The sequence below is a fragment of the Streptomyces sindenensis genome (genome assembly GCF_014649035.1).
Lineage (GTDB): Bacteria > Actinomycetota > Actinomycetes > Streptomycetales > Streptomycetaceae > Streptomyces > Streptomyces sindenensis.
The window spans coordinates 177,695-203,280 of the sequence record NZ_BMSG01000002.1 but is presented as its reverse complement, the minus strand read 5'-3'; the positions used below and the strand labels follow the sequence as shown (position 1 = coordinate 203,280).

The following is a 25,586-nucleotide window of genomic DNA, read 5'->3' as shown; positions in this document are numbered from 1 at the left end:
GCAGGCGGTGTGGCGGGAGGGTGTCGGCCTTCCGGCCATCGGGCGCATTTCCGACTTTCGTCCCTTATCGGCACTTACTAGGCTCAGGTCATGGCAGAGCCCGACCCGAAGGACTCCCTCGACGCCGCCACCCGGGCCACCCGCAGCCTTCAGGGGCTGTCCACCGAGCTGACCGCGCGGGTGCCGCAGCTCCTGGAGGCGATGCGGTCCGTCGGCGCGGGGCTGGAGCTGCACTCCACCCTGGACCGGATCTGCGAGACGGCCGCCGAGCTGGCCCACGCCCGGTACGCGGCCATCGGCGTCGTCGACGACCGGGGTGAGGGGCTTTCGGACTTCGTCACCCACGGCGTTCCGCAGGACGTGGCCGAGGAGATCGGGCGACGGCCCGACGGCCACCGGGGCCTGCTCGGCGCGCTGATCCACGACCCCGCCCCGGTCCGGCTGGCCGATCTGTCCACCGACCCGCGCTCCGCCGGGTTCCCGCCGGGCCACCCCCGGATGCGGTCCTTCCTCGGGGTGCCCATCCGGGTCCAGGGGGAGATCTTCGGCAACCTCTACCTGACCGAGAAGCACGGCGGCGCGGAGTTCAGCGACTACGACCTCCACATGGTCCGGGTGCTGGCCACGGAGGCCGGGATCGCCATCGGCAACGCCCGGCTGTACGAGGCGGCGCGCCAGCGGGAGCACTGGATCGACGGGTCGGTGGCGGTCACGACGGCGCTTCTGTCGGGCGGGGACGCCGACGAGGCCCTGTCCGTGGTCGCCGAACAGGCCCGCCGGCTCGCGGACGCCGCCGCCGGGATCGTGCTGCTGCCCGCCGAGGAGGGCGGTCTGGAGATCGTCGCCGTGTCGTCCGACGACCCCTCGTCCTCGCTCGGGGTGATCATTCCGGGCCGGAGCGCGGTGGCGGCGAAACTCCTCGCGGGCGAGGCGGTGTTCATCGACGACTCGGCCTCCGACAGCCGGATGGTGACCCGGCTGGCCGACCGGTTCGGCCCCAGCATGCTGCTGCCGCTCCAGAGCGGCGGCCGGGTGCTCGGCGCGCTGGCCACTCCCCGCGCCCGGGGCGCGCGCCCGTTCACGGAGGCCGAGCGGACCCTCGCCACGCAGTTCGCCTCCCAGGCGGCGCTGGCGCTGATGATGGCCGAGGCGCAGCGGGACCGGGAGCGGCTCGCGGTGTACGAGGACCGCGACCGGATCGCCCGCGACCTCCACGACCTGGTCATCCAGCGGCTGTTCGCCACCGGGATGATGCTGGAGAGCGCCCAGCGCAGATCGGTGGTGCCGGAGGTGCGGACCGGTGTCGGCCGGGCGGTCGACGAGCTGGATGTGACCATCCAGGAGATCCGTACGGCGATCTTCGCGCTCCAGCAGGAGCCGGCCGAGGCCCCCTCGGGGCTGCGTACCCGGGTGCTGCGGGAGATCAACATGGCGGCCGTCCCGCTCGGCTTCAAGCCCTCGCACCGCTTCTTGGGCCCGGTGGACTCGCTCGTCGGCGAGCTGACGGGCAAGAACCTGGTCGCCGCGTTGCGCGAGGCCCTCTCCAACGCGTTCCGGCACGCGGAGGCGTCGCTGATCGATGTGGTCGTCGACGCGACGGTGACGCTGGCGGACGGCCGGGCCGCGGTACGGCTCTCGGTCGCCGACGACGGGGTGGGCGTCCCGGAGGGCGGACGCCGCAGCGGACTGCGCAACCTGGCCCGCCGGGCCGAGTCCCTGGGCGGGGCGAGCCGGATCGAGCCGGGCATGGGGGAGGACGGCGGCGGGACGACGGTGGTGTGGGAGGCGCCGCTGTGAAGGGAGCGCCTCCCCGATGTGCCGAAAGGTTTCAGCGGGCCTCGGTGCGGCCGGCCTGGGTGCGGCGGGCCTGGGTGCGGCCCTCCGCGCGGGCGGCGAGGATCCGCTCGATGACGAGGGCCACCCCGTCCTCCTCGTTGGTCGCGGTCCGGCCCGTGGCGGCGGCCAGCGCGTCCGGGTGGGCGTTGCCCATGGCGAAGGAGGCGCCGGCCCAGCTGAGCATCTCGATGTCGTTGGGCATGTCGCCGAAGGCGACCACCTCGGCGGGCGAGATGCCGCGCTCGGCACAACAGGCGGCGAGCGTGGTGGCCTTGGAGACGCCGAGTCCGCTGACCTCCAGCAGCGCGGACGGGCTGGAGCGGGTGATGGAGGCCCGGTCGCCGGCCGTCCTACGGGCCAGGTCGAGGAACGCGTCCGGCGCCAGCTCGGTGTGGTGGGCCAGCAGCTTGAGCACGGGCGCGCCGACGCCCGGGGCGTCCTCGTGCAGCAGCTTCTCGGCGACGGCGACCGAGGCCCCCGGGTCCAGGTGGAACGGCGGGTAGGCCGGTTCGTAGTTGATGCCGGTGGTCATCTCGACGGCGAAGGAGGTGCCGGGGGCCGCCTCGCGCAGGGTGCGCACGACGTGGAGCGCGGCGTCGCGCTCCAGCGCCCGTACGGCGAGGAGGTCGCCGTCCGTCCGCAGATCGGTGACCACGGCGCCGTTGGCGCAGATCGCGGTGGAGTGGCTCTGGACGTGGTTCCGTACGACGTCCATCCAGCGGGCCGGCCGGCCGGTGACGAAGAAGACCTCGATCCCGGCCTCCTCGGCCGCCGCGAGGGCCGCGACGGTGCGCGGGGACAGCGTCTTGTCGTCGCGCAGCAGGGTGCCGTCGAGGTCGGTGGCGATCAGCCGGGTCGCGGCGGGAAGAGGCGTATCGGTCACTGAGGTCACCGGGCCATTCTCGCCCACGAGGGTGCACGGGCGTGCGAAGGGGCGCACATTTGAGTGGATGGAGGCGCTGATCTGCGGAAAATCCCTATGGCATATGCCAAAGCCATGAGGGTGGCCTCAAGGGACATGCCATCGTCCGTCCGGCAGCCGATCAGGGGGGCGGCAGGGACGGCGGCCCTCCCCCGACGACGCCGGGTCAGGACGGACCAGTGGAACGGACCAGTGGAACGGATCAGTGGAACGGATCAGTCAGGTGTGAGCGGGTTTCTCCCGGGCGGACTCTGAGCGTGATTCCGTTGCACGCCACCAGGAGCGGCAGCGGTCGACGAAGCCCCCTCTCGGACAGCGGCCGGCTTCCCCGCCGCGTACACGACCACCCGTCCTGGCGGAGCTTCCGCGACGGGCCGTGGATCGGCGCGACCCCGACCCCGGCACCGACGGCGGCGACGGTGACGCGGCGTATGCGTCTGGGCGTCCTCGTGGGCTCAGTCGAGCCTTTCGCCCCGCGGCAGCGCCTACCCGGTGCGGAAGCTGATGCCCCGAGTCCGCACGTATGCGGTCGCTCAGCGGAGCTGGGTGGCGGCCTCGGCGGCGATCCGCTCGAACACCGCCTGGTCCGCGGCGAAGCCGGAGTCGGGGATGGGCCAGTGGATGACGATCTCGGTGAAGCCCAGCTCCTGGTGGCGGCCCGCGAAGTCCACGAAGGCGTCGACGGACTCCAGGGGACGGTTGCGGTCCGGCGTGAATCCGGTCAGCAGGATCTTGTCCAGCTCGGCCACGTTCCTGCCGGCCGCCGCGCAGGCCTTGGCGAGGTTCTCGGCCTGCCCCCTGATCGCCTCGACGGACTCCTCGGGCGTACCTGTCTCGAAGAGCTTGGGGTCGCCTGTGGTCACCCACGCCTGCCCGTGCCGGGCCGCCAGCTTCAGGCCGCGCGGGCCGGTGGCCGCGACGGCGAAGGGCAGCCTCGGGCGCTGTACGCATCCCGGGATGTTGCGCGCCTCGGTCGCCGAGTAGAAGGTCCCCTCGTACGTCACCGAGTCCTCGGTCAGCAGCCGGTCGAGCAGCGGCACGAACTCTCCGAACCTGTCGGCGCGCTCGCGCGGCGTCCAGGGCTCCGCGTCGCCCCTGAGCAGCGTCGTGGCATCGAAGCCGTTGCCGCCGGCGCCGATGCCCAGCGTGAACCGGCCGCCGGAGATGTCGTCCAGCGAGATGAGCTCCTTGGCGAGCGTCACAGGGTGCCGGAAGTTGGGTGACGTCACGAGCGTCCCCAAGCGCAGCCGCTCGGTGGCCGTCGCGGCGGCGGTCAGCGTGGGCACCGCGCCGAACCACGGCCCGTCGCGGAACGGAACCCGCCAGGACAGGTGGTCGTACGTGTACGCCGCGTGGAAGCCGAGCTCCTCGGCGCGCAGCCACTGGTCACGGCCGCCCTCGTGCCAGCGGTGAACGGGCAGGATCACGGTGCTCAGGCGCAGGCTCATGCCTCAGAGCCTACGACGATGCCCAAGGGCCCCGACCGCCGCGGGTGGGCCCTCCAGCAGGCCGGGCCACCCGCGGCACACAGACCCGTCGCACGACGTCGCCGGTCAGCCCCGACAGCCGAGGTGACGCGGGGCGGCGGTCCTGGGGGCGTGCCGCCGCGGCCCGGAGACGGCCTCGGCCGCCTCACCTCAAGGGACCACGGTCACCTCGACTCCGCTGAGGAAGTCTGCCCGGTACGGCGCGAGGTCCACGTCGTCCCGCGATGCCAGGATGTGCAGGCGCAGCCCCTGGGGGCGGTCCTCCCGCGCACCGTCGCCTGTGCCGGGCCCGGCCCCGTAGGCGAGGAGCAGCGACGGGTCGGTCAGAGCGCGCAGCGACACGAAGCGGTCGGCCTCGTCGCCTCCCAGACCGGGGTCGACGGCTTCCGAAGGCAGCGGGGTGAACCCGAGCCGCTTCTTGAACTCGTACAGGCCGGGGGAGGTGATGTGCCCGTACAGAGAGGTGTCGTTGCCCAGGGACATGCGGGCGCAGTTCAGGTCCCGGCCGGCCTGGAATGCCGCCATGTACAGGGCGCGGGTCAGGGAGCCGCGCTGTTCGACATCGGCGGTGGCCACATAGCGCAGCTGGAGCAGAAAACCGTCCGTGCGCACCCGGCAGACGCACCCACCCACCATGCGGCTTCCCGCGTACGCGAAGACACCGATGTGGGAACCGGACTGCTCCAGGAGTGACCGCTGCTCGCCACGGGCCAGGTTCACGCCGTTGCGCATGTCGGCGACCTGCTTCTCGTACACGCCCAGGAACTCCTCCAACGGGCCTTCCTCCAGCTCCGGCCGCACCTCCACACGCAGTCCGGCCGAGGCGGAGAGCTCCAGGCCTCGTCGCACCTTGCGCCTCTCGTTGGAGCTGAGTTCCCCGAGGAACTCGGCCTCGGAGGCTCGGAGCGGCGCGACCCAGTTGACCCAGCCGGGCTTCACGATGAACCCGGCGGCCGTGAGGCGTGCCTCGTCGCGCGGGTGGGGATCGACGACCCTCAGCAGGTCGACGTCCGGCCCGCGCCAGGGGCCGGACGAGGCCAGCGCCTCCTCGGCGGTGAGCTCGGCGACGGTGAGCCCGTAGCGGTCGACGATGTCCATCAGCGCTGCTCTCCTTGCTCGTGGGACGAACCGGCGGTGTCTGCTGGGCGCACGGCGGCATGGAGCCGCGCGAGCAGGTGCTCCGCCCGTGAGGTGAGGACGTGGGCGCGCTCGGCGTCCGGGGCCACGCTGTGGAAGACCAACGCGAGCATGACCGCGGTGTCCAGCCGGTACAGCAGGGCCGCCGACGAGTCCAGGTCCGGGGTCGGCAGCGACTCCGCGTAGCCGGCCAGGACGGCCTCCGCGTCGATCCCGTTGTCGGGCAGCAGGGCGTACTCGGCGACCCTCGCGAGCTCCATGAGCGGCGGCCCGATCAGAGCGTTGGACCAGTCGACGACTGCCGCGAGCCGGCCCTGTCGGCCCAGCAGGTTCTGGCGGCGGACGTCGAGGTGCAGGAGGCGGTGCGGGGTCCGGACGGCCTCCAGGGCGGCTTCGATTCGGTGGCGGGCGGGCAGCGGCGGCAGGGCCGGGGCCTTGAGCAGCAGGTTGGCGTGCCGGTCGGACAGCCGCTGGATGAAGAAGGTCGCGAAGTCGCCGGGCGCCTGGTAGGCGAGGCGTACCGACGGGGGCGTCGCGCCGTGCAGCGCGGCGAGGAAGCGGCCCACGTCGCGGCCGTCGAGCGGCACGTCGTCGTGCTCGACATGGGCGGCGAGGGAGACGACGATGCCGTCCGGTTGTTCGATCCGTCGCAGCGGTGTCGCCACCGGCAGACCGAGCGGACCGAGGTGGGCGGCGATCTCGTGCTCCTGCCGGACCAGGTCGGCGCTGTCGACATTCCCGTACGGCGAGAGGTACACCCGGTGCCGGGGGATGCGTAGCACCGCCTCGCCGAGAGCGGGATGCCCCACGCGGCACACCACGAAGTCCACCCCCTCACCTGCGAGCCCATGGAGCGTCAGCCCGTGCTCGGTGGCGATGGCGCGGGCCACAGCCTCCGTGTCCACAGCCGTCTCACGGGGTGTTCCACTGGTCATCGGGCGTCCTCCGTGGTGACGAGCGGCAGGCTGGACACGAGGTCCATCAGGGTGTCGAGCGAGCTGACCTTGGGGCCGGGGTGGTCGGGGAAACGTCCGTAGCGGTCGATGAGCAGCGGGTGCATGCCGGCGTCCCGCGCCCCGTCGATGTCGACGACGAGTGAGTCGCCGATGAACACGCACTCCGCGGGCGACCGTTCGAGCCGACGGCAGGTCAGGGCGAAGATCTCCGGGCGGGGCTTCTCGAAGCCGACCTCGCTGCTGATGACGACCTCGTCGAACCGTTCGGTGAGCTGGTGTGCCGCGAGGATGTCACGCAGCCATCCGTCGAAGTTGGAGACCAGAGCGACCTGGTGTCCGGCGGCCCGCAGGGCGTCGAGGCAGGGCAGGACGTCGGGGTAGAGGCGGTAGTGCGCAGGGTCCAGGGCATAGCGGGCGGCGCGCTGCGCGGCGGCGTGGGAGTCGGCGCCGCCCGCGCGCCGCAGCGCGTCGTGGAAGAACGCGGTCCACATGGCCAGCCGGGCGTCGGCGTCCGGCTCGTCGTCAGGCCAGTGGCCCTCCGCGCCGATGGCCCACAGCGCCTCCCGCACGTCCTGCGCCGAGGGTGCTCCCTCGGCTCCGAGCCAGGAGACGGAGAGGAGCTCGGGGAAGGCGGGGGTCAGTTCGAGGAGCGTGTCGGCGGCGTCGAACAGCAGGGCGGGCAGGGGGCGGGTCATCGCAGGCCTCCATCGGCGATCAACAGGCTGGACAGGCCCCCTCGGTCCGCTGGGAGCCCTTCCCTCAGACCTTCCGGGGTGCCGTGGAGGAAGAAGGTCTCTTCCTCGCTGGAGAAGTAGTCGCTCATCAGCACGGCGGACTTCTCCTTGCCGCAGAGACGGACGGCTTCGAGGGCCAGGTCGACGTCGCCCTTGTGCATTTCGACCAGGACGCACGTGATGCCCGCGGCCAGGTAGCTGGTGAGCTCCCCGAGGAACTGCTGGGGCGGCAGGCTGTGGCGGCCGTGAAGTCCGGAGAGGTAGGCGAAGGACCGGGCGAAGGGGTCGTCTTGGAAGTGCCGGGCGTTCTGCGCGGCAGCGAGGAGGCCGATCGGGATGCCGGGGGTGACGCGGATCTCACGGTCGGTCAGCGGCAGTCCGTCGAGGACGTCGTACGTGTCGGGGTTGCCTTCGACGAGCAGACCCACGTGCTGGTGGCCGGCGTCGTGCAGCTCGCGCAGCGCCTCGTCCACCTGGTCGATGTTCTGGTCGAAGTCGCCGTAGCGGTAGGGCAGCACGTGCGGGACGAAACGCTCGTGCCCAGGGATCCGGCTGAAGGTGTGGTGGTGCGTCCAGTCGGTCATGACCACGTGCGAGCCGGTGGCGAGTGGGCCCAGGGCGTCCTCGCCCGCGTCGAGCGTCCACGGCCCGACCCCCACGGCCTGCACGGTCTGGGGTCCGCGCTCGGTGCCTTGCCCGCCGGGGGGACCCGGGGGCGGTGCGGTGGTCCCGAGCCGGTCCAGCCGCCGCGCGATCGAGGCGGCCCTGCGGCTGCGGAACAGGCTGGGAACGACGAAGGCGATGGGCTCCGCGCCGTCCTCCGCGGCCGGGAGGTATCCCGATTCGGTGGCGGCCGCGGTGAACTCGGCCAGGCCACAGGCATCCTCGACGAACGCCACGGGCCGGCCCCAGCCGAGTGCTCCGAGGGCCGCGGTCATGTCCTCTTGGAAGCTCTGGGGCCTGATGGCGACGAAGCCGCTGGAGACGGGTGACAGTGGATGTATCTCGCCGGCGACTCTCACGGACTGCAGATGGCGCACGTCGGCTGCGGCGCGGAAGACACCCATGCCGACGAGAGACGTGCTGGCACTGGATGTGATCATCGTGTGGTCTCTCTCTGGGGAAGGCAGGCGCGGCCGACCCGGCTGCGGCGGCAGGGGCTCTGCCGGGCGCCCGGGGGCGGGCCTGCTGTGATGGCCTGGTACGAGCGCGAGGCCGCGGTGGTCAGGAGGCGGCGAACGTGCCCTCGGCGGTGGCGATTTCCCGTTCCTCGAGGTCCGACCGGATGGCGCCGGCCGCGGTGAGGACGTCGTGCAGGAGCGGGTCGGCTGCGCGGAAGTAGGACACGAGCCGGGTCAAACGGCAGCCCCGGGTGGTCTTGGCGCCGTACGTCGACTCCCCGTAGTGGATGCGGAAGCCGCCGCCGCGCGCCGCGTGAGCGATGAGCTCGTAGTAGGCGAGGTTGAAGTAGCTGCCCCGGTCCTCAGTGCTGAAGGCGCCGAGCCTCGGGACGATACGTCGGTGTGCGAGGTCCTCGTAGAAGGCGACGAAACCCAGCGGTCCGTCCTCGCCGTCGGCGCGCAGGACACGTAGTCCTGGCACGGCGGCGGCGCGCTCGAACCGGTCACGCACGGCGCGGGCGTCGGCCTCGTGTCCGTAGCGTCGGTACCGGTCGAGCTGGAGGTCCACCAGGTCCGGGGTCAGCCCCTGCGGGCCGAGCAGCGTGATGTCGGGCTGCCGGGCCAGGAACCGGGCCCGCTCCTTGCGGAGCACCTTGCGCCGGTGGGAGCGGAAGCCGTCGAAGTAGGCGTCGAGTCCGGTGGCCGGGACGTCGAGTACGGCGTCGGCGCCGGTCACCACCGGCACGTACCCGCGCTCCCGCAGTATCCGGTGCAGCGGGGCCCAGGCGGGCTCGTCGCGTACGTTGCCGAACTCCACGACCGGCAGGGCCCGTTCGTTCGCGAGGTCCTCGGTCTCGGACACCAGTTCGATCATGGCGCGGACTCCGCCCGCACCGCTGGTGATACCAGGCTGTGTCGACCCCGGGGAGACCACGGCGAGCGTGTCCGTGCCTTCGACGGGCGCGCGCCGCGCGAGGCCAGCCATCGCTTCCCGCAGCCGCTCCGTCTCCTGCGCGTCCGGCAGCCGGTGCAGAAGGTCCCGCAGCGGGGAGCCGAAGAACACGGACCAGGTGGCGTAGGTGGTATGCGGGCAGTCATGCGGAATCACGTAGCAGGTCGCGCACTCTGCCGAGGACCTATTGCTGACCTGTGCAGGGGGATGTGCACTTTCGGCAAGCCCGAGAACGTATTGCTCGCGAGTGATCCGCCCTTCTTCCGCGCTCAACCACGGAATGGTCCGCTCAATTTCTGGAGCTGCTGCTCCTGACGGTAAGCTGTGGGCCCATTCGGCCACACTGAAGTATCTTTTCACTGGCATGAGAGATCTTTCGGGGCTACTGCCCTGCCGTGCTCCGGAATTATTCGGAGGCGACTGGGGGGCCGAATTCGCGGAGGGTACGGTCCGCGACCAGCGCGCTGACGGAGGCGACCGTCCAGATCGCGGCGATCCACAGCACCGGTTCGGGGCCGACGACGCCCGCGATGAGCGGGGCGAGCACGTATCCGAGCGGCAGGAAGGCGAACGAGCCGATCGAGGAGATCGCCCCCACGCGGGAGAGACGATCGGCCGGAACGTTCTGTTGGATGGCGGTGTTGACGAGCACGCCGTACGCGGCGATGCCGGCACCCGCGAGGAACTGCGCGACGCACAGGGCCGGTACTCCGGCACCTGCGGCCAGCAGCAAGGGCGGCAGCCCCATGGCCAGCAGCCCGAGTGCGGCGGTCAGGATCGGACGACGCAGCCGTAGGCGGCCGCACGCGAGGCTGCCGAGCAGTTCGCCCGCCGCGAAGGAGACCATCAACAGGGCCCACCCGTTCGGGGTGAGGTGCTGCACGATGCCCGGGCCGAGCACCATGAAGGGCGCGGCGACCAGGAGCAGGATGAGACTGTCGACCACCGTCATCCGCAGCAGCCAGGACAGCCCGCGCAGCGCTTGCCACCCCTCGCGCAGCCCTGCTGCCGCGCCTTCCGTCCGACCGGTGGGCCCTCCGTACGGCAGGCCCACCAGGAGCGCGGCGCTGACCAGGAAGGACACCCCGTCCACGGCGAGCGCGAGGGCGGGCGGTCCGAGCGCGGCGGAGACCGCTGCCACCGTCGGACCGAGCAGCGAGGCCATTCCGGTCCACGCGCCGATGAACGCGTTGGCGGCTCCGAGGTTCTTCGAGTCGACGCAGTGCGGCAGGTACCCGAACATCGCGGGATAGCCGATCGCCATCGACATGCCGAAGACGATCTGGCAGGCGAGGCCCCACCACAGGGACATGCCGCCGATGAACGTGGCAGCCGTGCCGAGCTGGGCGAGACCGCACACGATCGAGGAAGCGATCATCAGCGGCTGCTTGGGGAGCCGGTCGGCGGCCACTCCGCCGAGGGCCAGCAGCAGGACCTTGGGCAGGATGGCCGCAGCCATCATGGCACCGAGCCACACGGCGGAGGCGTCTCGTGCCACGAGGCTGAGAGCCAGCGCGGTCGGCACCACCGCGTCACCGATGAGGGAAATGGCCCGGCTGAGGAAGAACCGCCTGAAGACGGGCGCCTTAAGAAGACGCGAGAACTCTGGAGTGCCCTTCTCGGTGGTCTTTACGGACACGTTGTCGAGCTTTCGGCCTGCTTCCGCGAACATCGGTGGCCAAGAACCACCGTCCGGGAACCTTCGGGCCGCATCACCACGGTCGATCTACGTATTCCGAGCACTGTTACTACATCCCCCGCGCAGGTTCTACCTGCAAGTAGAATCACCAAACGATCAAGACCTTAAGCATCCATTCAATGAGACGTCAAGAAGGTTAGGCGTCATCGCCCGAAGCGCCCTTTCGGGCACTCTGGATGAATCCAGGGCAGTCGGGATGGCGTTTCCGTGTGTTCACACGACAGCTGGGCTTACGCCTTCGCTCCGTCGGTGCTGCCTTCCGATTCAGAGAGTTTTCCCAGGTCGCCCATGCGGAAAGGGACTCCGGATGCCTGTTCCGGCCGGGCCGTCAGCCGCGCAGGAGCAGGAACTCCGGCGGTACGGCGTCGGCGAGCCAGACACCGTTGGCGCTGACCCGGAAGACGTGGCCCGCGCGGTGCATCGCGCCCGCGTTCACGGTGAGGACGAGGGGGCGGCCGCGGCGGGCGCCGACCCGGGTGGCCGTCTCCCGGTCGGGCGACAGATGCACATGGTGGCGGGTCATGGGGCGCAGGCCCTCGGTCCGGATCGCGTCCATCACCCGGGCGACCGTGCCGTGGTAGAGGTACGCGGGCGGTTCGGCCGGCGGCAGGTCCAGGTCCACGGCGACGGTGTGGCCCTGGTTGGCGCAGATGCGGTCGCCGTCCACCGCGAAGCGGCGTTTGTCGTTGACGGCGACCACGTGGTCGAGCTCGGCGCGGCTGATGGCGAAGCCGTGTGAGGCCGCCGCGCTCAGCAGCGTCTCGACACCCACCCAGCCGTGGTCGTCGAGGGTGATGCCGATGCGCTCCGGCTGGTGCCGCAGATGTTTCGAGAGGTACTTGGACACCTTGACGGTGCGACGTTCGTCCATGGCGTCAGCGTGCCCGTGCGCGGTTCATCGGTGCATCCGGATTTCTTACAGGCTTCTTTTCGTCTTTCTCCGTACCGATGTTTGATCCACAGCCAACTCAACTTATCCACAGGCTATTTGGCCACTCTGTGGACAACTGGCGGGCGATTTAACCACTTTCGTCAACTTTATTGTCTCTTGCGTGAGATGAGGCCAGCGCGTCCAAGGTGCGTGCCTGCACCTCGCGTTCGGCGGCCGCCGTGATGAACTCCGCGACCCGGTCCGCGCCAACCAGCTCCTGCACGGCCCGTGTTGTCCGGGCCGGCAGCAGGACGGGACGGGTGGCGTTCTCGGCGATCGCCGTCTCCTTTGCGCCGAGGTGGTGATGCAGATGGCGGGTGGCGAACGTCCGCATGGCGCGGGCCAGTTCCGCGTCGACCGTCTGCTGGGCGAGCGGCCGCAGCCGGCGTACCAGCGATGCCGCCTCGGCCGCGTCGGCGTCGGTGGGCGGACGATGGCCGAGATAGCGGGCGAAGACGTGCTCGGTGGTGAACTCCAGGAAACGGGAGGCGATGTGCTCGACCTGGCCGCGAAGCTCCCGCAGATGGCCGGAGATTGCTGTCAGCGGGACCCCGGCCGCGTACAACTCGGCTGCCACCGACAGCTCTTGCGGGCTGGGTACGAGGAACTCGTCGTCCCGGCCGGGCACGCGCTCCAGTACGCCGAGCGCCACGGCCTCCGCGATCGCCTCGTCGTCCTGCCCGCCGCCGAACTTGGCGTCCAGCTCCGTTCGGGTGATCCGGTCCGCCTTCTCGTCCGTCCACGGCCCCTGCACCTCCGCGACGAGCCCGAGCACTCCGCCGAGCCCCCGCCCCGCGTCCCACGCCTCCAGCAGCTCCTTGATGCTGGCCAGGGTGTAGCCCCGGTCGAGCAGGTCCGCGATCTGCCGCAGCCGGGCCAGATGGGCCTCCCGGTACACGTTGGCCCGACCGCGCCGCTCGGGCGTCGGGAGCAGCCCCCGGTCCTGATAGGCACGGATCGTGCGCACCGTGGCCCCGCTGGCGTGCGCCAGGTCCTCGATCCGGTACTCGGCGACCCTGGCCCCGGCTCCGGCCCCGGCCCCGGCTCCGGTCCCTGCCCCCACGTCCGCCCCGGCCCCGGTCCCGGTCCCCGTCCCGGTCACGGCCCCTGTCCCCATGTCCGCCCCGGCCCCCGTCACAGCGGCGGCTTCAGCCGGGCCACGGAGCGCAGCGTCCCCGGGCTCAGCCGGGACAGCAGCCGGGCGCCGCGCGCCTCCGGGGTCACCGGGACGACGGCCTGGTTGCGCACCACTGCCCGCAGGATGGCGTCGGCGACCCTCGTAGGGGGGTAGTTGCGCCGTCCGTAGGCCCGGCTCGTCCGCTTCTGAAGCCGCTCCTCCTCCGCCGCGTCGGCCCCGGCGAACCGCGTGGTGGCGGTGATGTTGGTGCTGACGATGCCGGGGCATATCGCGCTCACCCCGATCGACTTCTCCGCCAGCTCGGCCCGCAGGCACTCGCTGAGCATCAGCACGGCCGCCTTCGACGTGCTGTACGCGGGCAGCACCCGGGAGGGCAGGAAGGCCGCGGCCGAAGCGGTGTTGACGATGTGGCCGCCCTGGCCGCGGTCCGCCATCTGCTTCCCGAAGAACCGGCAGCCGTGGATGACTCCCCACAGATTGACGTCCAGGACCTTCTTCCACTCCTCGCTCGTGGTCTCCAGGAAGGATCCGGAGAGTCCGATCCCGGCGTTGTTGACCAGGACGTCGACGATTCCGTACTCGGCGGCGACCCGGGCGGCGAGCTTCTCCATCTCGGCCTCGTCGCCGACGTCCACGACCTCGCCCCAGGCCGCGGGCGCCCCGATCAGCCGCGCCATCTCGGCGGTGCGGGCGGCGCCCTCCGCGTCGCGGTCCACGGCCACGATCCGGGCGCCCGCCTCGGCGAACGCGAACGCCGTGGCCCGCCCGATCCCGGAGGCCGCGCCCGTCACCAGGACCAGCTGACCGCCGAACCGCTCTGCGTAGGGCCCCTGCGCCACCGTCTGCTGCACGGGCCCGCCGTCCCGCGCGGCGGACTCGTTCGCGGTGACGAACTCGTCGATCCAGGAGGCGAGCTGGTCCGGCCGGGTGCGGGGCACCCAGTGCTTGGCCGGCAGTGAGCGGCGTACCAGCGTGGGGACCCAGTCCTCCAGGCCGTCGTAGAGCCGCTCGGAGAGGAAGGAGTCCCCGGTCGGGGTGATCAGCTGCACCGGTGCGTGGGCGTAGGCGTCCGGGCGGGGCCTGCGCAGCCGGGCGCGGACGTTGTCGCGGTAGAGCCAGGCACCGTGCGCCGCGTCGTTCGGGAGGGAGGCGGTGGGGTAGTCGCCCGCCGGCACCTTCTCCAGCCGCTCCAGGATCCGCGGCCAGCGTTTGCCGAGCGGCCCGCGCCAGGCGAGCTCCGGCAGGGCGGGGGTGTGGAGCATGTACACGTACCAGGATTTGGCTCCCTGGCCGAGCAGTTGACCCACCTTGCGCGGGGTGGGGCGGGTCATCCGGCGCTTGATCCAGTGCCCGAAGTGGTCGAGGGACGGCCCGGACATCGAGGTGAAGGAGGCGATCCGGCCCTCGGTCCGGCCGACCGTGACGAACTCCCAGGACTGGACGGATCCCCAGTCGTGGCCGACCACGTGCACCGGGCGGTCCGGGCTGACCGTGTCGATCACGGCGAGGAAGTCGTCGGTCAGCTTCTCCAGGGTGAAGCCGCCGCGCAGCGGCTTCGGGGCGGTGGACCTGCCGTGCCCCCGCACGTCGTACAGCACCACGTGCCAGTGCTCGGCCAGCCGTACGGCGACGTCCGACCAGACCTCCTTGCTGTCCGGATAGCCGTGGACCAGCACCACGGTCGGCCGCCCCGCGTCGCCCAGCTCGGCGACGCACAGCTCGACGCCTCCCGTACGCACGGTCCGCTCACGCGCCTGAGACAGATTCACGCCGCCACCTTCTCCTCGGCCCAGCGCCGCACATGCGGCAGATCGTCGTCCAGCCAGAAAGCGCTCTGCTCGGGGTCCTTGGAGTCGGTGACGACCAGGATCTCCTCGAACTTCGCGCCCGTACCCCGGAATCCGAGGTGGGGTTCGACCGCCCACAGGCCCGGCTGCGGCGGGTGGTCGGAGAAGCGGTAGGGGCTCCACAGCGGCGACCAGCCCTCCCGGTGGCCGCGCAGCGCGTCGCTCACGAGCCCCTTGAGGGCCTGCGTCCCGAAGCCGAACACCTGCGGGGACCAACGGCGTTCGGTGACACGGTCGACCTTGTGGGCGATCACGCCGAAGGGGTAGGCCCGGTGCCGGTTGGCGTATCCCTGGGCGGTCATGAGGCGTTCGACGTCCTCGTAGATCTCGCGCAAGGAGCGGCGTTCGCGCACCCCGCGCAGGATCAGCCCGCGGTGGGCCTCCAGATCGGCCAGCAGCCTGTCGTGCAGCGGGTTGAGGCCGAGGCATCCCGCGTACCCGACATCGGCGGTGTACCCCTTGTACACCGGGGCCATGTCGAGGATGAACGGCATGCCCGGCTCCAGCTTCCGGTCGGTCGGGAAGAACTGCAGCGGCACCTTGAAACCGGCGAACGCCGTACGGTCCCCGAACCAGGCGAACGGCAGGTGGAACCAGTCGCGCACACCGCGCTCGCGCAGCCACACGCGCTGCATCCGGGCCGCCTCGCGCTCGGTCACACCCGAGCGCAACTGACCGGCGACCGCCTCCGCGCAGGCGTAGGCCAGACGCTGAACCTCTCTGAACCCCCGCAGCTCCGGGGAGTTGGTGCCCTGTACTGCCTTGGCCAAGCCGGTCATGCCACCGTCCGTTCCCTGCCGTGTGCGGTACGTGCCCGTAACGTGACACTGATGAATGTGACAATGTCCGGCGGCTGCGTCAAGAGGGGTGCGCGGCCTGGGGAAAACCCCGGTTCCGCGGTGGATCCACGACGTGTCCCCCTACTGGCGTGTACGCCTGGAGTCTGACGCGGATCCAACCGTCAGGGCTGACGACCCCTGTGGTCCGCGCCACTACCGTCATTTCCGTGACAGCCGTAATCGCTACCGAAGCCCTGAGCATGCGGTTCCCCCGGGTGACCGCGCTTGACCGGCTCACGTTGGACATCGGACCGGGTGTGACCGGTCTGGTGGGTTCCAACGGAGCAGGCAAGTCCACACTGATCAAGATCCTGCTGGGTCTTTCCCCCGCCACCGAAGGCCGGGCCGAGGTGCTCGGGCTCGACGTCGCGACCAGCGGCGCGGCCATCCGGGAACGGGTGGGATACATGCCCGAGCACGACTGCCTGCCGCCCGACGTCTCGGCGACCGAGTTCGTCGTGCACATGGCGCGCATGTCGGGGCTGCCGCCCACCGCGGCCCGCGAGCGCACGGCCGACACCCTGCGCCACGTCGGCCTCTACGAGGAGCGCTACCGCCCCATCGGCGGCTACTCGACCGGCATGAAGCAGCGGGTCAAGCTGGCCCAGGCCCTCGTCCACGACCCCCAGCTGGTCCTGCTCGACGAGCCGACCAACGGACTCGACCCGGTCGGCCGGGACGAGATGCTCGGTCTGATCCGCCGGATCCACACCGACTTCGGCATCTCCGTCCTGGTGACCTCGCACCTCCTGGGCGAGCTGGAACGCACCTGCGACCACGTCGTCGTCATCGACGGCGGAACCCTGCTGCGTTCCAGCGCCACCAGCGACTTCACCCAGACCACCGCGACCCTCGCGGTCGAGGTGACCGACAGTGAAACGCACCCCGACGGCACCGGCGCGCTGCGCGAGGTCCTCACCGACGCCGGGGTCACGCTCATCGGCCACGACGGCATCGACACGGAGGGGCTGCCGGGCGCGGGCCACATCCTGCTGATCGAGGCGACGGGCGAGGAGACGTACGACGTGGTCCGCGACAGCGTCGCCGGACTCGGGCTCGGCCTGGTCCGCATGGAACAGCGCCGCCACCAGATCGCCGAGGTCTTCCGTACCGAACAGGGCGCGGCGCGGACAGCCGCCGTCCCGGCCGCGGCCACCACCGCCGGGGTCGTCCAGCAGAAGGGAAGCGGTCGCGATGAGCACTGAGACCAAGGCCGCGGCCGGGCGCGACGCCTCCCGGATCCACAACATCGGCTACCGCTCCTACGACGGACCGCGGCTGGGCCGGGCCTACGCCCGCCGCTCCCTGTTCTCGCAGACCCTGCGGGGCTCCTTCGGACTGGGCCGTTCCGCCAAGTCCAAGGTGCTGCCCATGCTGCTGTTCGGCGTGATGGCGCTGGTCGCGGCGATCCTGGTGGCGGTCTCCATGGCCGCGCCGGACGCCACCAAACTGGTGATCGAGTACACCTCGTACGCGATCTACCTCCAGGCCGTGATCGGCCTCTTCATCGCCGCCCAGGCCCCGCAGGCGGTGTCCAGGGACCTCCGCTTCAAGAGCGTCCCCCTGTACTTCTCGCGGCCGATCGAGCGGGCCGACTACGTGGTCGCGAAGTTCGCCGCCACCGCCTCGGCGCTCTTCATCCTCACCGGTGTGCCGCTGCTCATCCTCTATGTGGGCTCTCTGCTCGCGAAGTTCGACTTCGCCGATCAGACCAAGTGGTTCGGCCAGGGGCTGGTGTCGGTGGCGCTGCTGTCCGTGCTGTTCGCCGGGCTCGGCCTGGTGATGGCCGCCCTGACCCCGCGGCGCGGCTTCGGTGTCGCCGCGGTGATCGCCCTCCTGACCATCACCTACGGCGCCGTCTCCACGGTTCAGGCCATCGCCTGGGAAACCGGGTCGGACGGGGCCGTGCAGTGGCTCGGTCTCTTCTCGCCGATCACCCTGATCGACGGCGTCCAGACCGCGTTCCTCGGCGCGCCCTCCGCCTTCCCCGGGGAGGCGGGTCCGGGCGCCGGTGCCGGCGTGGTCTACCTGATCGTTGTTCTCGCGCTCGTCGCCGGCTCGTACGCCGTCCTGATGCGCCGCTACCGGAGGGCCGGGCTGTGACCACCATCGAGATCGACCACACCTCGCGCTGGTTCGGCAACGTGGTCGCCGTCAACGACGTCTCCATGACTGTGGGCCCCGGCGTCACCGGACTCCTCGGCCCGAACGGCGCTGGAAAGTCCACCCTCATCAACATGATGGGCGGATTCCTCGCCCCCTCGACGGGGAAGGTCACGCTCGACGGCCGGACGATCTGGCGCAACGAGGCCGTCTACAAGGAGATCGGCATCGTCCCGGAGCGGGAAGGGATGTACGACTTCCTCACCGGCAGGGAATTCGTCGTCGCCAACGCCGAACTCCAGGGTCTGGGCGGGGCCGAGGCGCAGAGGGCGCTCGCCACGGTTCAGATGGAGTACGCACAGGACCGCAAGATCGCCACGTACAGCAAGGGCATGCGCCAGCGCGTGAAGATGGCCTCCGCGCTGGTCCACGAGCCCTCGGTGCTGCTCCTGGACGAACCGTTCAACGGAATGGACCCGCGCCAGCGGATGCAGCTGATGGAGCTGCTGCGGCGGATGGGAGCCGAGGGGCGTACGGTCCTGTTCTCCTCGCACATCCTCGAAGAAGTCGAGCAACTGGCCTCGCACATCGAGGTGATCGTGGCGGGCCGGCACGCCGCCTCCGGCGACTTCCGCAAGATCCGCCGGCTGATGAAGGACCGGCCGCACCGCTATCTGGTGCGCTCCAGCGACGACCGGGCCCTCGCGGCCGCGCTCATCGCCGACCCCTCCACGGCGGGCATCGAGGTCGACCTGACCGAGAAGGCGCTGCGCATCCAGGCCGTCGACTTCGGGCGGTTCACCGAACTGCTGCCGCGGGTCGCCCGGGAGCGGGGCATCCGGCTGCTCACCGTCTCGCCGTCCGACGAGTCCCTCGAATCGGTCTTTTCCTATCTCGTAGCGGCCTGAGTAGTGGCCTGAAAGGAGCTGTGCACCGTCATGTACGACCCCACAGTCGCCCGGCTCACCTACCGGGCCCTGCTCGGCCGGCGCCGGGCCGCCATCCTGTTCGTCCTGCCCGCCCTGCTGCTGCTCATCGCCGCGGCCGTGCGCATGTTCGCCGAGGCCGACGACCAGATCGCCTCGAACGTCCTCGGCGGTTTCGCCATCGCCACGATGGTGCCGCTGATCGGTGTGATCGCGGGCACCGGGGCGATCGGCCCCGAGATCGACGACGGCTCGATCGTCTATCTGCTCGCCAAGCCGGTGAAGCGGCCCACGATCATCTTCACCAAGCTGATCGTGGCCATCGCGGTGACCATGGTGTTCTCGGCCCTGCCGACGCTGCTCGCGGGCCTGATCCTCAACGGCAACGGCCAGCAGATCGCCGTCGCCTACACGATCGCGGCGCTGATCGCGTCGATCGCCTACAGCGCCCTGTTCCTGCTGCTCGGCACGGTCAGCCGGCACGCCGTCGTGCTCGGCCTGGTCTACGCGCTGGTCTGGGAGGCCCTGCTCGGCAGACTGGTGGCCGGTGCGCGGACGCTCAGCGTCCAGCAGTGGTCCCTGGCGGTCGCCCAGAAGGTCGCGGACGACGGCGCGGTGACCTCGGAGGTCGGCCTGCCGCTCGCCACGGTGCTGCTGGTCGTGGTCACGGCGGCCGCCACCTGGTACGCGGGCCAGAAGCTGCGGGCGCTGAAGCTGGCGGGCGAGGAGTGAGGCCCGCGGTCTGAGCCCCGTGCCGCGCCCCGACGACCCCCGCCCTTGTCCCGGAACAAGGGCGGGGGTCGTCGTATGACCGGACAGACGTCCGCGTGACGTTGTGTTTATCGGGTCGTTGGGCAGGGTGCGTGGAGGCAACTGGAATCCGTGGCGTCGTAGCGATCGTGAAATCGGGGAAGGCCGGCACCGGGTGAGGCTCGGCCCACCGGACCGGTCATCGAGTGAGTGGCAACCGTGAGCGTCCTCCACCCCTGAAGCCCGGGGTGTGGGCCGTCCTCGTCATTCCCTCGTACGAAAGGCACACCCATGCCCACGGAAGTCGCCCTGCTCGAATCGCGCGCGCTGCGCGGGGAGCAGATGGGGCGCGTCGATGTCCTCGACAAGGTGAAGAGCCTTGTCATGCTCCCGGACGGAATTCACGTTCGCACAGAGGACGTGGCTCGTTACTTCGAAGTATCCACAGAGACCGTCAAGAAGGTGACGCAGCGGCACCGGGCGGAGGTCGAAGAGAACGGCCTCATCCTGCTGCGCGGCGCTGAGCTGCGAATCTTCCAGAGGGACATGTTGTACCTATGGGAGAAGGAGGGGCGGGAAAGTTATCCACAGGCTGCCACGCAGCTGACCCTCTACACCCGCCGCACCGTCCTCAACATCGCCCTGCTTCTTCGCGACAGCGACATCGCCCGCTGCGTGCGCACGTACCTCCTCGACGCCGAGGAGTCGCTCCGTACGCAGTACGCCTCCCTCGATCAGCGCGTCACGCGCATCGAGAGCTGCCTCACCGGGGTCGGCAGTGCGCTGCAGGAGCTCGGGCCGGTGCTGGTGCGGATGTCGGAGCGGCTCGACAGCCTGGACCGGAAGGTGGAGATGACGCATCAGGTGGTCGGCGCGATGAGTCTGCGGCTGACGGATGTGCAGCAGGACGTCGTGCGGCTCGACGGGCGGATGGACGCCTTCGCGGGGCAGCTGAAGGATCTGCGCCGCCGTGACGGGCAGCGCTGAGTGAAGCGGCCCGGCACCGTGGGAAACGGTGCCGGGCCGCTGTCGCGCTTTCCGGGGGTGCGGGTGGGAGAGACCTGCCGCAGGCTCGTCCTACCGTGCGGGCTGTACGGGCGCCGGGCGGAGCAGCTCCTCCAGCACCACCGCGATGCCGTCGTCCTCGTTGGACGCCGTGATCTCGTGGGCGACGGCCTTCAGGTCGTCGTGGGCGTTGGCCATGGCCACGCCGTGCTGGGCCCAGCCGAACATCGGGATGTCGTTCGGCATGTCACCGAAGGCGATCGTGTCGGCCGCCTTCACCCCGAGCCGACGGGCGGCCAGCGAGAGGCCGGTCGCCTTGCTCAGGCCCAGCGGCAGGATCTCGACCACACCGGCCCCGGCCATGACCACGTCGACCAGGCTGCCGACGGCCGCCCGCGCGGCGAAGGCCAGGGCGTCGTCGTCCAGCTCCGGGTGCTGTATGTAGACCTTGTTGAGCGGGGCCGTCCACATCTCGGTGGCGTCATCCACGAAGAGATACGGAAGCGGGCCCTCCTGCACCTGGTAGCCGGGGCCGACCAGGACTTCGCCCTCAAGACCGTCGCGGCTGGCCGCCAGGTGCAGCGGGCCGACCTCCGCCTCGATCTTGGACAGCGCGAGACCGGCGAGCTGCCGGTCCAGGGTCAGTGACGTCAGCAGCTTGTGCTCGCCCGCGTGGTAGACCTGCGAGCCCTGACCGCAGACGGCGAGCCCCTCGTAACCGAGGTCGTCCAGGATGTGCCGGGTCCAGGGGACGGCGCGTCCGGTGACGATGATGTGCGCGGCACCGGCCGCCGTGGCGGCGGCCAGCGCCTCGCGGGTGCGCTCGGAGACCGTGTCGTCCCCGCGCAGCAGCGTGCCGTCGAGGTCGGTCGCGACGAGCTTGTACGGGAAGGTCACTTGGCGACCGGTTCCAGGACCTCGCGCCCGCCCAGGTAGGGACGGAGCACCTCGGGAACGCGGACCGAGCCGTCGGGGAGCTGGTGGTTCTCCAGGAGCGCCACGATCGTGCGCGGTACGGCGCAGAGCGTGCCGTTCAGCGTGGCCAGCGGCTGGACCTTCTTGCCGTCGCGCATCCGGACGGACAGGCGGCGGGCCTGGAAGCCGTCGCAGTTCGAGGCGGAGGTCAGCTCGCGGTACTTGCCCTGAGTCGGGATCCACGCCTCACAGTCGAACTTCCGCGAGGCCGAGGCGCCGAGGTCACCGGTGGCGACGTCGATCACCTGGAAGGGCAGTTCGAGACCGGTGAGCCACTGCTTCTCCCACTCCAGGAGCCTGCGGTGCTCGGCCTCGGCGTCCGCCGGGTCGACGTACGAGAACATCTCGACCTTGTCGAACTGGTGGACGCGGAAGATGCCGCGGGTGTCCTTGCCGTACGTGCCGGCCTCGCGGCGGAAGCACGGGGAGAACCCGGCGTACCGCAGGGGCAGCTTGTCGGCGTCGATGATCTCGTCCATGTGGTACGCGGCGAGCGGGACCTCGGAGGTGCCGACCAGGTAGTAGTCGTCCTTCTCCAGGTGGTACACGTTCTCCGCGGCCTGGCCGAGGAAGCCGGTGCCCTCCATGGCGCGGGGGCGGACCAGCGCCGGGGTCAGCATCGGGGTGAAGCCGGCCTCGGTGGCCTGCGCGATCGCCGCGTTGACGAGGGCGAGCTCCAGGAGCGCGCCGACGCCCGTGAGGTAGTAGAACCGCGAGCCGGAGACCTTCGCCCCGCGCTCCATGTCGATGGCGCCGAGCGCCTCGCCGAGCTCCAGGTGGTCCTTGGGCTCGAAGCCCTCGGCGCCGAAGTCGCGGATGGTGCCGTGCGTCTCCAGGACGACGAAGTCCTCCTCGCCGCCGACCGGCACGTCCTCGTGGACGATGTTGCCGAGCTGGAGCAACAGCCGCTTGGCGTCGGCGTCGGCCTCGTCCTGGGCGGCGTCGGCCGCCTTGACGTCGGCCTTGAGCTGCTCGGCCTTCTTGAGGAGCTCGGTGCGCTCCTCGGGAGTGGCCTTGGGGATCAGCTTGCCGAGCGACTTCTGTTCGTTGCGGAGTTCGTCGAAGCGGACGCCGGACGACCTGCGCAGCTCGTCGGCGGAGAGCAGGGCGTCGACGAGGTCGACGTCCTCTCCACGGGCGCGCTGGGAGGCGCGAACACGGTCGGGGTCCTCACGGAGCAGGCGAAGGTCAATCACCCCTCCAGGCTACCGGTGCGCGGTTCTGGCACTCGAACCGATATTGCCGAGCGTGTCCCTATGACCGAATTGCCGGAATTGATATTTCTGTGGGGGAATCGTGGGCGGTCGTGGCGTCGGAGCGGAGGGGAGGCCGTCAATAACGGCGGTTAACTCCCCTGAACAGGGCAGAAGGTGCGGCTCTCCTTGACGTACGGCCTTGAGTGAGGCGGGAGTTGGGGGCGCTCCGGTCGTCGTTGTCCACAGGGGGGCCGATGTCGGAATAGTTATCCACAGGCTGTGTGGAAGTTCTGTGGATGCCGGAGGTCATTGTTCCGGAAGCCGGACGAAGCCCCTGGGGATCTCCGCTCAAACCTGCCCCGCGTGCTCATTCGGATGGGATTCCGTCGCCCCAAAGAGTTGATCAAGGGAATTGAGGTGACAGGCGATGACTCGTGGCGCCTCAAGCGTCTGTGGACTGGTCTGAGGTGACTGGATCGATTTGTCGACGATGTCGCATTGAGGTGTCGACTTGTCCCCAGGTCGAGAGCCCTCCCTGTGGATAACTCTCCGGAGTGCGTGACTATCTGTAGATCGCACCGCTGCGGAGCGCGTGAGGAAGGCTGCCGTAAGCCCTTGGGCCCGGCTTCTCCCCGCCCTGGCGTCAGATCCGGCCGTCCTGGCTGCGCGCCAGCCAGTCGGAGGCTTCCGTGAACGCCGCGTCCGACGTGCCCGCCCGCAGCGGCCGCACCTCGTCCGGCGAGACACCCGCCCGCGGGTACGAGCCGAGGAACCGGACCTTCGGGCTGATCCGCTTCAGCCCCATCAGGGCCTCCCCGACCCGCCGGTCCGCGATGTGCCCCTCCGCGTCCACGGCGAAGCAGTAGTTGCCGATACCCTCGCCGGTCGGGCGGGACTGGATCAGCATCAGGTTGACGCCACGCACCGCGAACTCCTGGAGCAGCTCCAGCAGGGCGCCGGGATGGTCGTCGGCCAGCCAGATCACCACGGAGGTCTTGTCCGCGCCGGTCGGTGCGGAGGGCCGGGCGGGCCGGCCCACCAGGACGAACCGGGTCTGGGCGTTCTCCGCGTCGTGGATCTCCGTCACCAGCGGCTCCAGGCCGTAGGTGGCGGCGGCGAACTCCCCGGCGAACGCGGCGTCGTACCGCCCCTCCTGGACCAGCCGGGCCCCGTCCGCGTTGGACGCCGCCGATTCCCACAGGGCGCCCGGGAGGTGCTCCGCCATCCACTTGCGCACCTGCGGCTGGGCGGCCGGGTGCGCGGTGACCGTCTTGATGTCCGACAGCTTGGTCCCGGGCCGGACCAGCAGCGCGAAGGTGATGGAGAGCAGCACCTCGCGGTAGATCATCAGCGGTTCCCCGCCGGCCAGCTCGTCCAGGGTCGCGGTGATACCGCCCTCGACGGAGTTCTCGATCGGTACGAGCGCTGCCGCCGCCTCCCCGTTGCGCACGGCGTCCAGGGCGGCCGGGACGGACAGCATCGGGACGAGTTCCCGGGTGGCGGCCTCCGGGAGCGTACGGAGGGCGACCTCGGTGAAGGTGCCTTCGGGGCCGAGATAGGCGTAGCGCGTGGCTGACATACGGTCACCCTAATGCGCCCCGCGAGGCCCGCCGCGCTGTCTCAGGATGCGGTCGAGAACCGTCGCCGGACCGTGCGCGCCTACGACTCCAGGAGCCGCTGTCCCACGTACTCGCCCTCCGCCGCCCCGCCCGGGACCGCGAACACCCCGCTCGCCTCGTGCCTCAGGAACGGCGACAGCGCGTCGCCCCGGTCGAGCTTGCGCTGCACCGGAACGAAGCCCCGGAACGGGTCCGCCTGCCAGCAGATGAACAGCAGTCCGGCGTCCGGAGTGCCGTCCTCCGCGATGCCGTCGTGGTACGAGAACGGCCGGCGCAACATGGCGGCCCCGCCGTTCTCCTCGGGCGAGGAGATCCGCGCGTGGGCGTTGTCGGGGATCACGAGCCTGCCGTCCGGGCCCGCCTTGTCGAGGTCCATCCCGGTGGTCTCGGTCCCCCCGCTCAGCGGCGCCCCGTCCGCCTTCCGCCGGCCGATGACCCGCTCCTGGCGCTCCACCGGAAGCTTCTCCCAGTCGTCCAGGAGCATCCGGATCCGGCGGACGACGGCGTACGAACCGCCCTCCATCCACTCCTGCGGCTTCCCCGGGGACGCGGGGACGAAGACGCGCCGGTCGAAGTCCTCGTCCGACGGCTTCGGGTTGCCGGTGCCGTCGATCTGGCCCATCAGGTTGCGGGCGGTCATCGGCCGGGCGGTCGCGCCGGGGCTGCGGTTGAAGCCGTTCATCTGCCACCGCACCCGTGCCGTGCCCGCGGCCTCCTTCTGGAGCGCCCGCAGCGCGTGGAAGGCGACCAGGGCGTCGTCCGCGCCGATCTGCACCCACAGGTCGCCGTTGGACCGCTTGGCGTCGAGGGCGTCGGCGGAGAACGCGGGCAGCGGGTCGAGCGCGGCGGGCAGCCGGTCGGCCAGCCCCGTGCGCCCGAAGAACGTCCGGCCGAAGCCGAACGTGACGGTCAGGGACGAGGGACCCGCGTCCAGGGCGATGCCGGTGTCGTGCCCGGGGCCGTCGGCCGCGCCGGCCGTCGGGCGGCCCGCCATCAGCTCCTTCGCCACCGCGGACCAGCGCCGCAGCAGCGCCGCCGCCTCCTTGCGCCCCGCGCCCGCCACCAGGTCGAAGGCGGTGAGATGGCCCCGAGCCTGAAGCGGAGTGGTGATCCCCGGTTGATGTTTCCCGTGAAACATCGCCGCGCTCGCGCCGACGGTCGTCAGCGCGGTCGGCTCCTCGGGCCGGGTGGCGGCATACCCGGCGGCCCCGCCCCCGGCGCCCAGCACCAGCCCGGTGGCGCCCGCGGCGCCCGCCGTCCCCAGCAGCCGCCGCCGTGAGACGCCGGTGGGTGCTGCGCCGTCACCGGCGGCACGGCCACCGGCGTCGCGGTCACTGGCGGCGCCGCCACCCGGGCCGACGGCCGTGGCCGTGGCCGTCCGGGCCGGGGCCTGCTTCCTGTTCTTGCTCACGT

The 25,586-nt window shown here is 70.8% G+C and carries 22 protein-coding genes; 6 read left to right on the top strand and 16 right to left on the bottom strand.

Translation table 11 applies throughout. From position 1 onward, the window contains the following. Positions 1-90 precede the first annotated feature (90 nt). Positions 91-1,797: a sensor histidine kinase gene (locus IE145_RS04190; RefSeq protein WP_189518916.1), complete on the top strand. Its 1,707-nt coding sequence runs from the start codon at positions 91-93 to the stop codon at positions 1,795-1,797. A gap of 31 nt (positions 1,798-1,828) precedes the next feature. Here the strand turns inward: IE145_RS04190 and IE145_RS04185 are convergent, their stop codons facing one another. From IE145_RS04185 to IE145_RS04130, 12 genes are all read right to left on the bottom strand, one after another. Further along, complete coding sequence (locus tag IE145_RS04185) at positions 1,829-2,728, bottom strand: Cof-type HAD-IIB family hydrolase (protein WP_229825318.1); 900 nt, start codon at positions 2,726-2,728, stop codon at positions 1,829-1,831. A gap of 563 nt (positions 2,729-3,291) precedes the next feature. Beyond that, entirely contained in the window at positions 3,292-4,206 is a 915-nt protein-coding gene (locus IE145_RS04180) for an LLM class flavin-dependent oxidoreductase (RefSeq protein ID WP_189518912.1), read from the bottom strand. A 189-nt stretch (positions 4,207-4,395) separates the two neighbouring features. After that, on the bottom strand, positions 4,396-5,343 hold the full coding sequence (locus tag IE145_RS04175) for a GNAT family N-acetyltransferase (RefSeq protein WP_189518910.1): 948 nt from the start codon (positions 5,341-5,343) through the stop codon (positions 4,396-4,398). Then, positions 5,343-6,317: a phosphotransferase family protein gene (locus IE145_RS04170; protein ID WP_189518908.1), complete on the bottom strand. Its 975-nt coding sequence runs from the start codon at positions 6,315-6,317 to the stop codon at positions 5,343-5,345. The genes IE145_RS04175 and IE145_RS04170 overlap by 1 nt, the downstream gene beginning before the upstream one ends. After that, positions 6,314-7,033, bottom strand: coding sequence for an HAD family hydrolase (locus tag IE145_RS04165; protein WP_189518906.1), 720 nt, complete (start codon positions 7,031-7,033; stop codon positions 6,314-6,316). The genes IE145_RS04170 and IE145_RS04165 overlap by 4 nt, the downstream gene beginning before the upstream one ends. Then, a complete protein-coding gene (locus IE145_RS04160; RefSeq protein WP_189518904.1) occupies positions 7,030-8,010 on the bottom strand; it encodes a hypothetical protein in 981 nt (326 codons plus the stop codon). Before IE145_RS04160 ends, IE145_RS04165 begins: the two co-directional genes overlap by 4 nt. 286 nt (positions 8,011-8,296) lie before the next feature. Further along, positions 8,297-9,301: a hypothetical protein gene (locus tag IE145_RS04155; RefSeq protein WP_189518901.1), complete on the bottom strand. Its 1,005-nt coding sequence runs from the start codon at positions 9,299-9,301 to the stop codon at positions 8,297-8,299. 250 nt (positions 9,302-9,551) lie between these two features. Then, on the bottom strand, positions 9,552-10,784 hold the full coding sequence (locus IE145_RS04150; protein ID WP_189518899.1) for an MFS transporter: 1,233 nt from the start codon (positions 10,782-10,784) through the stop codon (positions 9,552-9,554). Positions 10,785-11,172: 388 nt separating this feature from the next. Next, positions 11,173-11,715, bottom strand: a complete 543-nt coding sequence (locus IE145_RS04145; protein WP_189518897.1) for an RNA 2'-phosphotransferase — start codon at positions 11,713-11,715, stop codon at positions 11,173-11,175. A 148-nt stretch (positions 11,716-11,863) separates the two neighbouring features. Next, positions 11,864-12,892, bottom strand: coding sequence for a MerR family transcriptional regulator (locus tag IE145_RS04140; RefSeq protein ID WP_373296568.1), 1,029 nt, complete (start codon positions 12,890-12,892; stop codon positions 11,864-11,866). 17 nt (positions 12,893-12,909) lie between these two features. Next, complete coding sequence (locus tag IE145_RS04135) at positions 12,910-14,682, bottom strand: SDR family oxidoreductase (protein WP_189518895.1); 1,773 nt, start codon at positions 14,680-14,682, stop codon at positions 12,910-12,912. Further along, positions 14,679-15,539 carry a M24 family metallopeptidase gene (locus IE145_RS04130; RefSeq protein WP_189518893.1) on the bottom strand — a complete coding sequence of 287 codons (861 nt, stop codon included), beginning with the start codon at positions 15,537-15,539 and terminating at the stop codon, positions 14,679-14,681. The genes IE145_RS04135 and IE145_RS04130 overlap by 4 nt, the downstream gene beginning before the upstream one ends. A 260-nt stretch (positions 15,540-15,799) precedes the next feature. On the opposite strand from IE145_RS04130, the gene IE145_RS04125 reads away from it, so the two are divergent. From IE145_RS04125 to IE145_RS04105, 5 genes are all read left to right on the top strand, one after another. Beyond that, the gene (locus tag IE145_RS04125; RefSeq protein ID WP_189519270.1) at positions 15,800-16,804 is read left to right on the top strand and encodes an ABC transporter ATP-binding protein; all 1,005 of its coding nucleotides are present in this window, start codon (positions 15,800-15,802) and stop codon (positions 16,802-16,804) included. After that, positions 16,794-17,702: an ABC transporter permease gene (locus tag IE145_RS04120; protein WP_189518891.1), complete on the top strand. Its 909-nt coding sequence runs from the start codon at positions 16,794-16,796 to the stop codon at positions 17,700-17,702. The genes IE145_RS04125 and IE145_RS04120 overlap by 11 nt, the downstream gene beginning before the upstream one ends. Beyond that, positions 17,699-18,610 carry an ABC transporter ATP-binding protein gene (locus IE145_RS04115; RefSeq protein WP_189518889.1) on the top strand — a complete coding sequence of 304 codons (912 nt, stop codon included), beginning with the start codon at positions 17,699-17,701 and terminating at the stop codon, positions 18,608-18,610. The genes IE145_RS04120 and IE145_RS04115 overlap by 4 nt, the downstream gene beginning before the upstream one ends. 30 nt (positions 18,611-18,640) lie before the next feature. Continuing rightward, a complete protein-coding gene (locus tag IE145_RS04110) occupies positions 18,641-19,360 on the top strand; it encodes an ABC transporter permease subunit (RefSeq protein WP_189518887.1) in 720 nt (239 codons plus the stop codon). A 309-nt stretch (positions 19,361-19,669) separates the two neighbouring features. Continuing rightward, entirely contained in the window at positions 19,670-20,365 is a 696-nt protein-coding gene (locus tag IE145_RS04105) for a hypothetical protein (protein ID WP_189518886.1), read from the top strand. Positions 20,366-20,455: 90 nt separating this feature from the next. Here IE145_RS04105 and IE145_RS04100 read toward each other — a convergent pair whose 3' ends face one another. The 4 genes from IE145_RS04100 to efeB all read right to left on the bottom strand — a co-directional run bounded on the left by IE145_RS04100 (position 20,456) and on the right by efeB (position 25,584). Continuing rightward, the gene (locus IE145_RS04100) at positions 20,456-21,280 is read right to left on the bottom strand and encodes an HAD family hydrolase (RefSeq protein WP_189518885.1); all 825 of its coding nucleotides are present in this window, start codon (positions 21,278-21,280) and stop codon (positions 20,456-20,458) included. Further along, positions 21,277-22,554, bottom strand: coding sequence for a serine--tRNA ligase (gene serS / locus IE145_RS04095; protein WP_010060511.1), 1,278 nt, complete (start codon positions 22,552-22,554; stop codon positions 21,277-21,279). Before serS ends, IE145_RS04100 begins: the two co-directional genes overlap by 4 nt. Positions 22,555-23,197: 643 nt before the next feature. Beyond that, complete coding sequence (gene pheA, locus IE145_RS04090; RefSeq protein ID WP_032776590.1) at positions 23,198-24,133, bottom strand: prephenate dehydratase; 936 nt, start codon at positions 24,131-24,133, stop codon at positions 23,198-23,200. Between the two features lie 80 nt (positions 24,134-24,213). Continuing rightward, on the bottom strand, positions 24,214-25,584 hold the full coding sequence (gene efeB / locus IE145_RS04085) for an iron uptake transporter deferrochelatase/peroxidase subunit (protein ID WP_189518884.1): 1,371 nt from the start codon (positions 25,582-25,584) through the stop codon (positions 24,214-24,216). Positions 25,585-25,586: the final 2 nt, after the last annotated feature.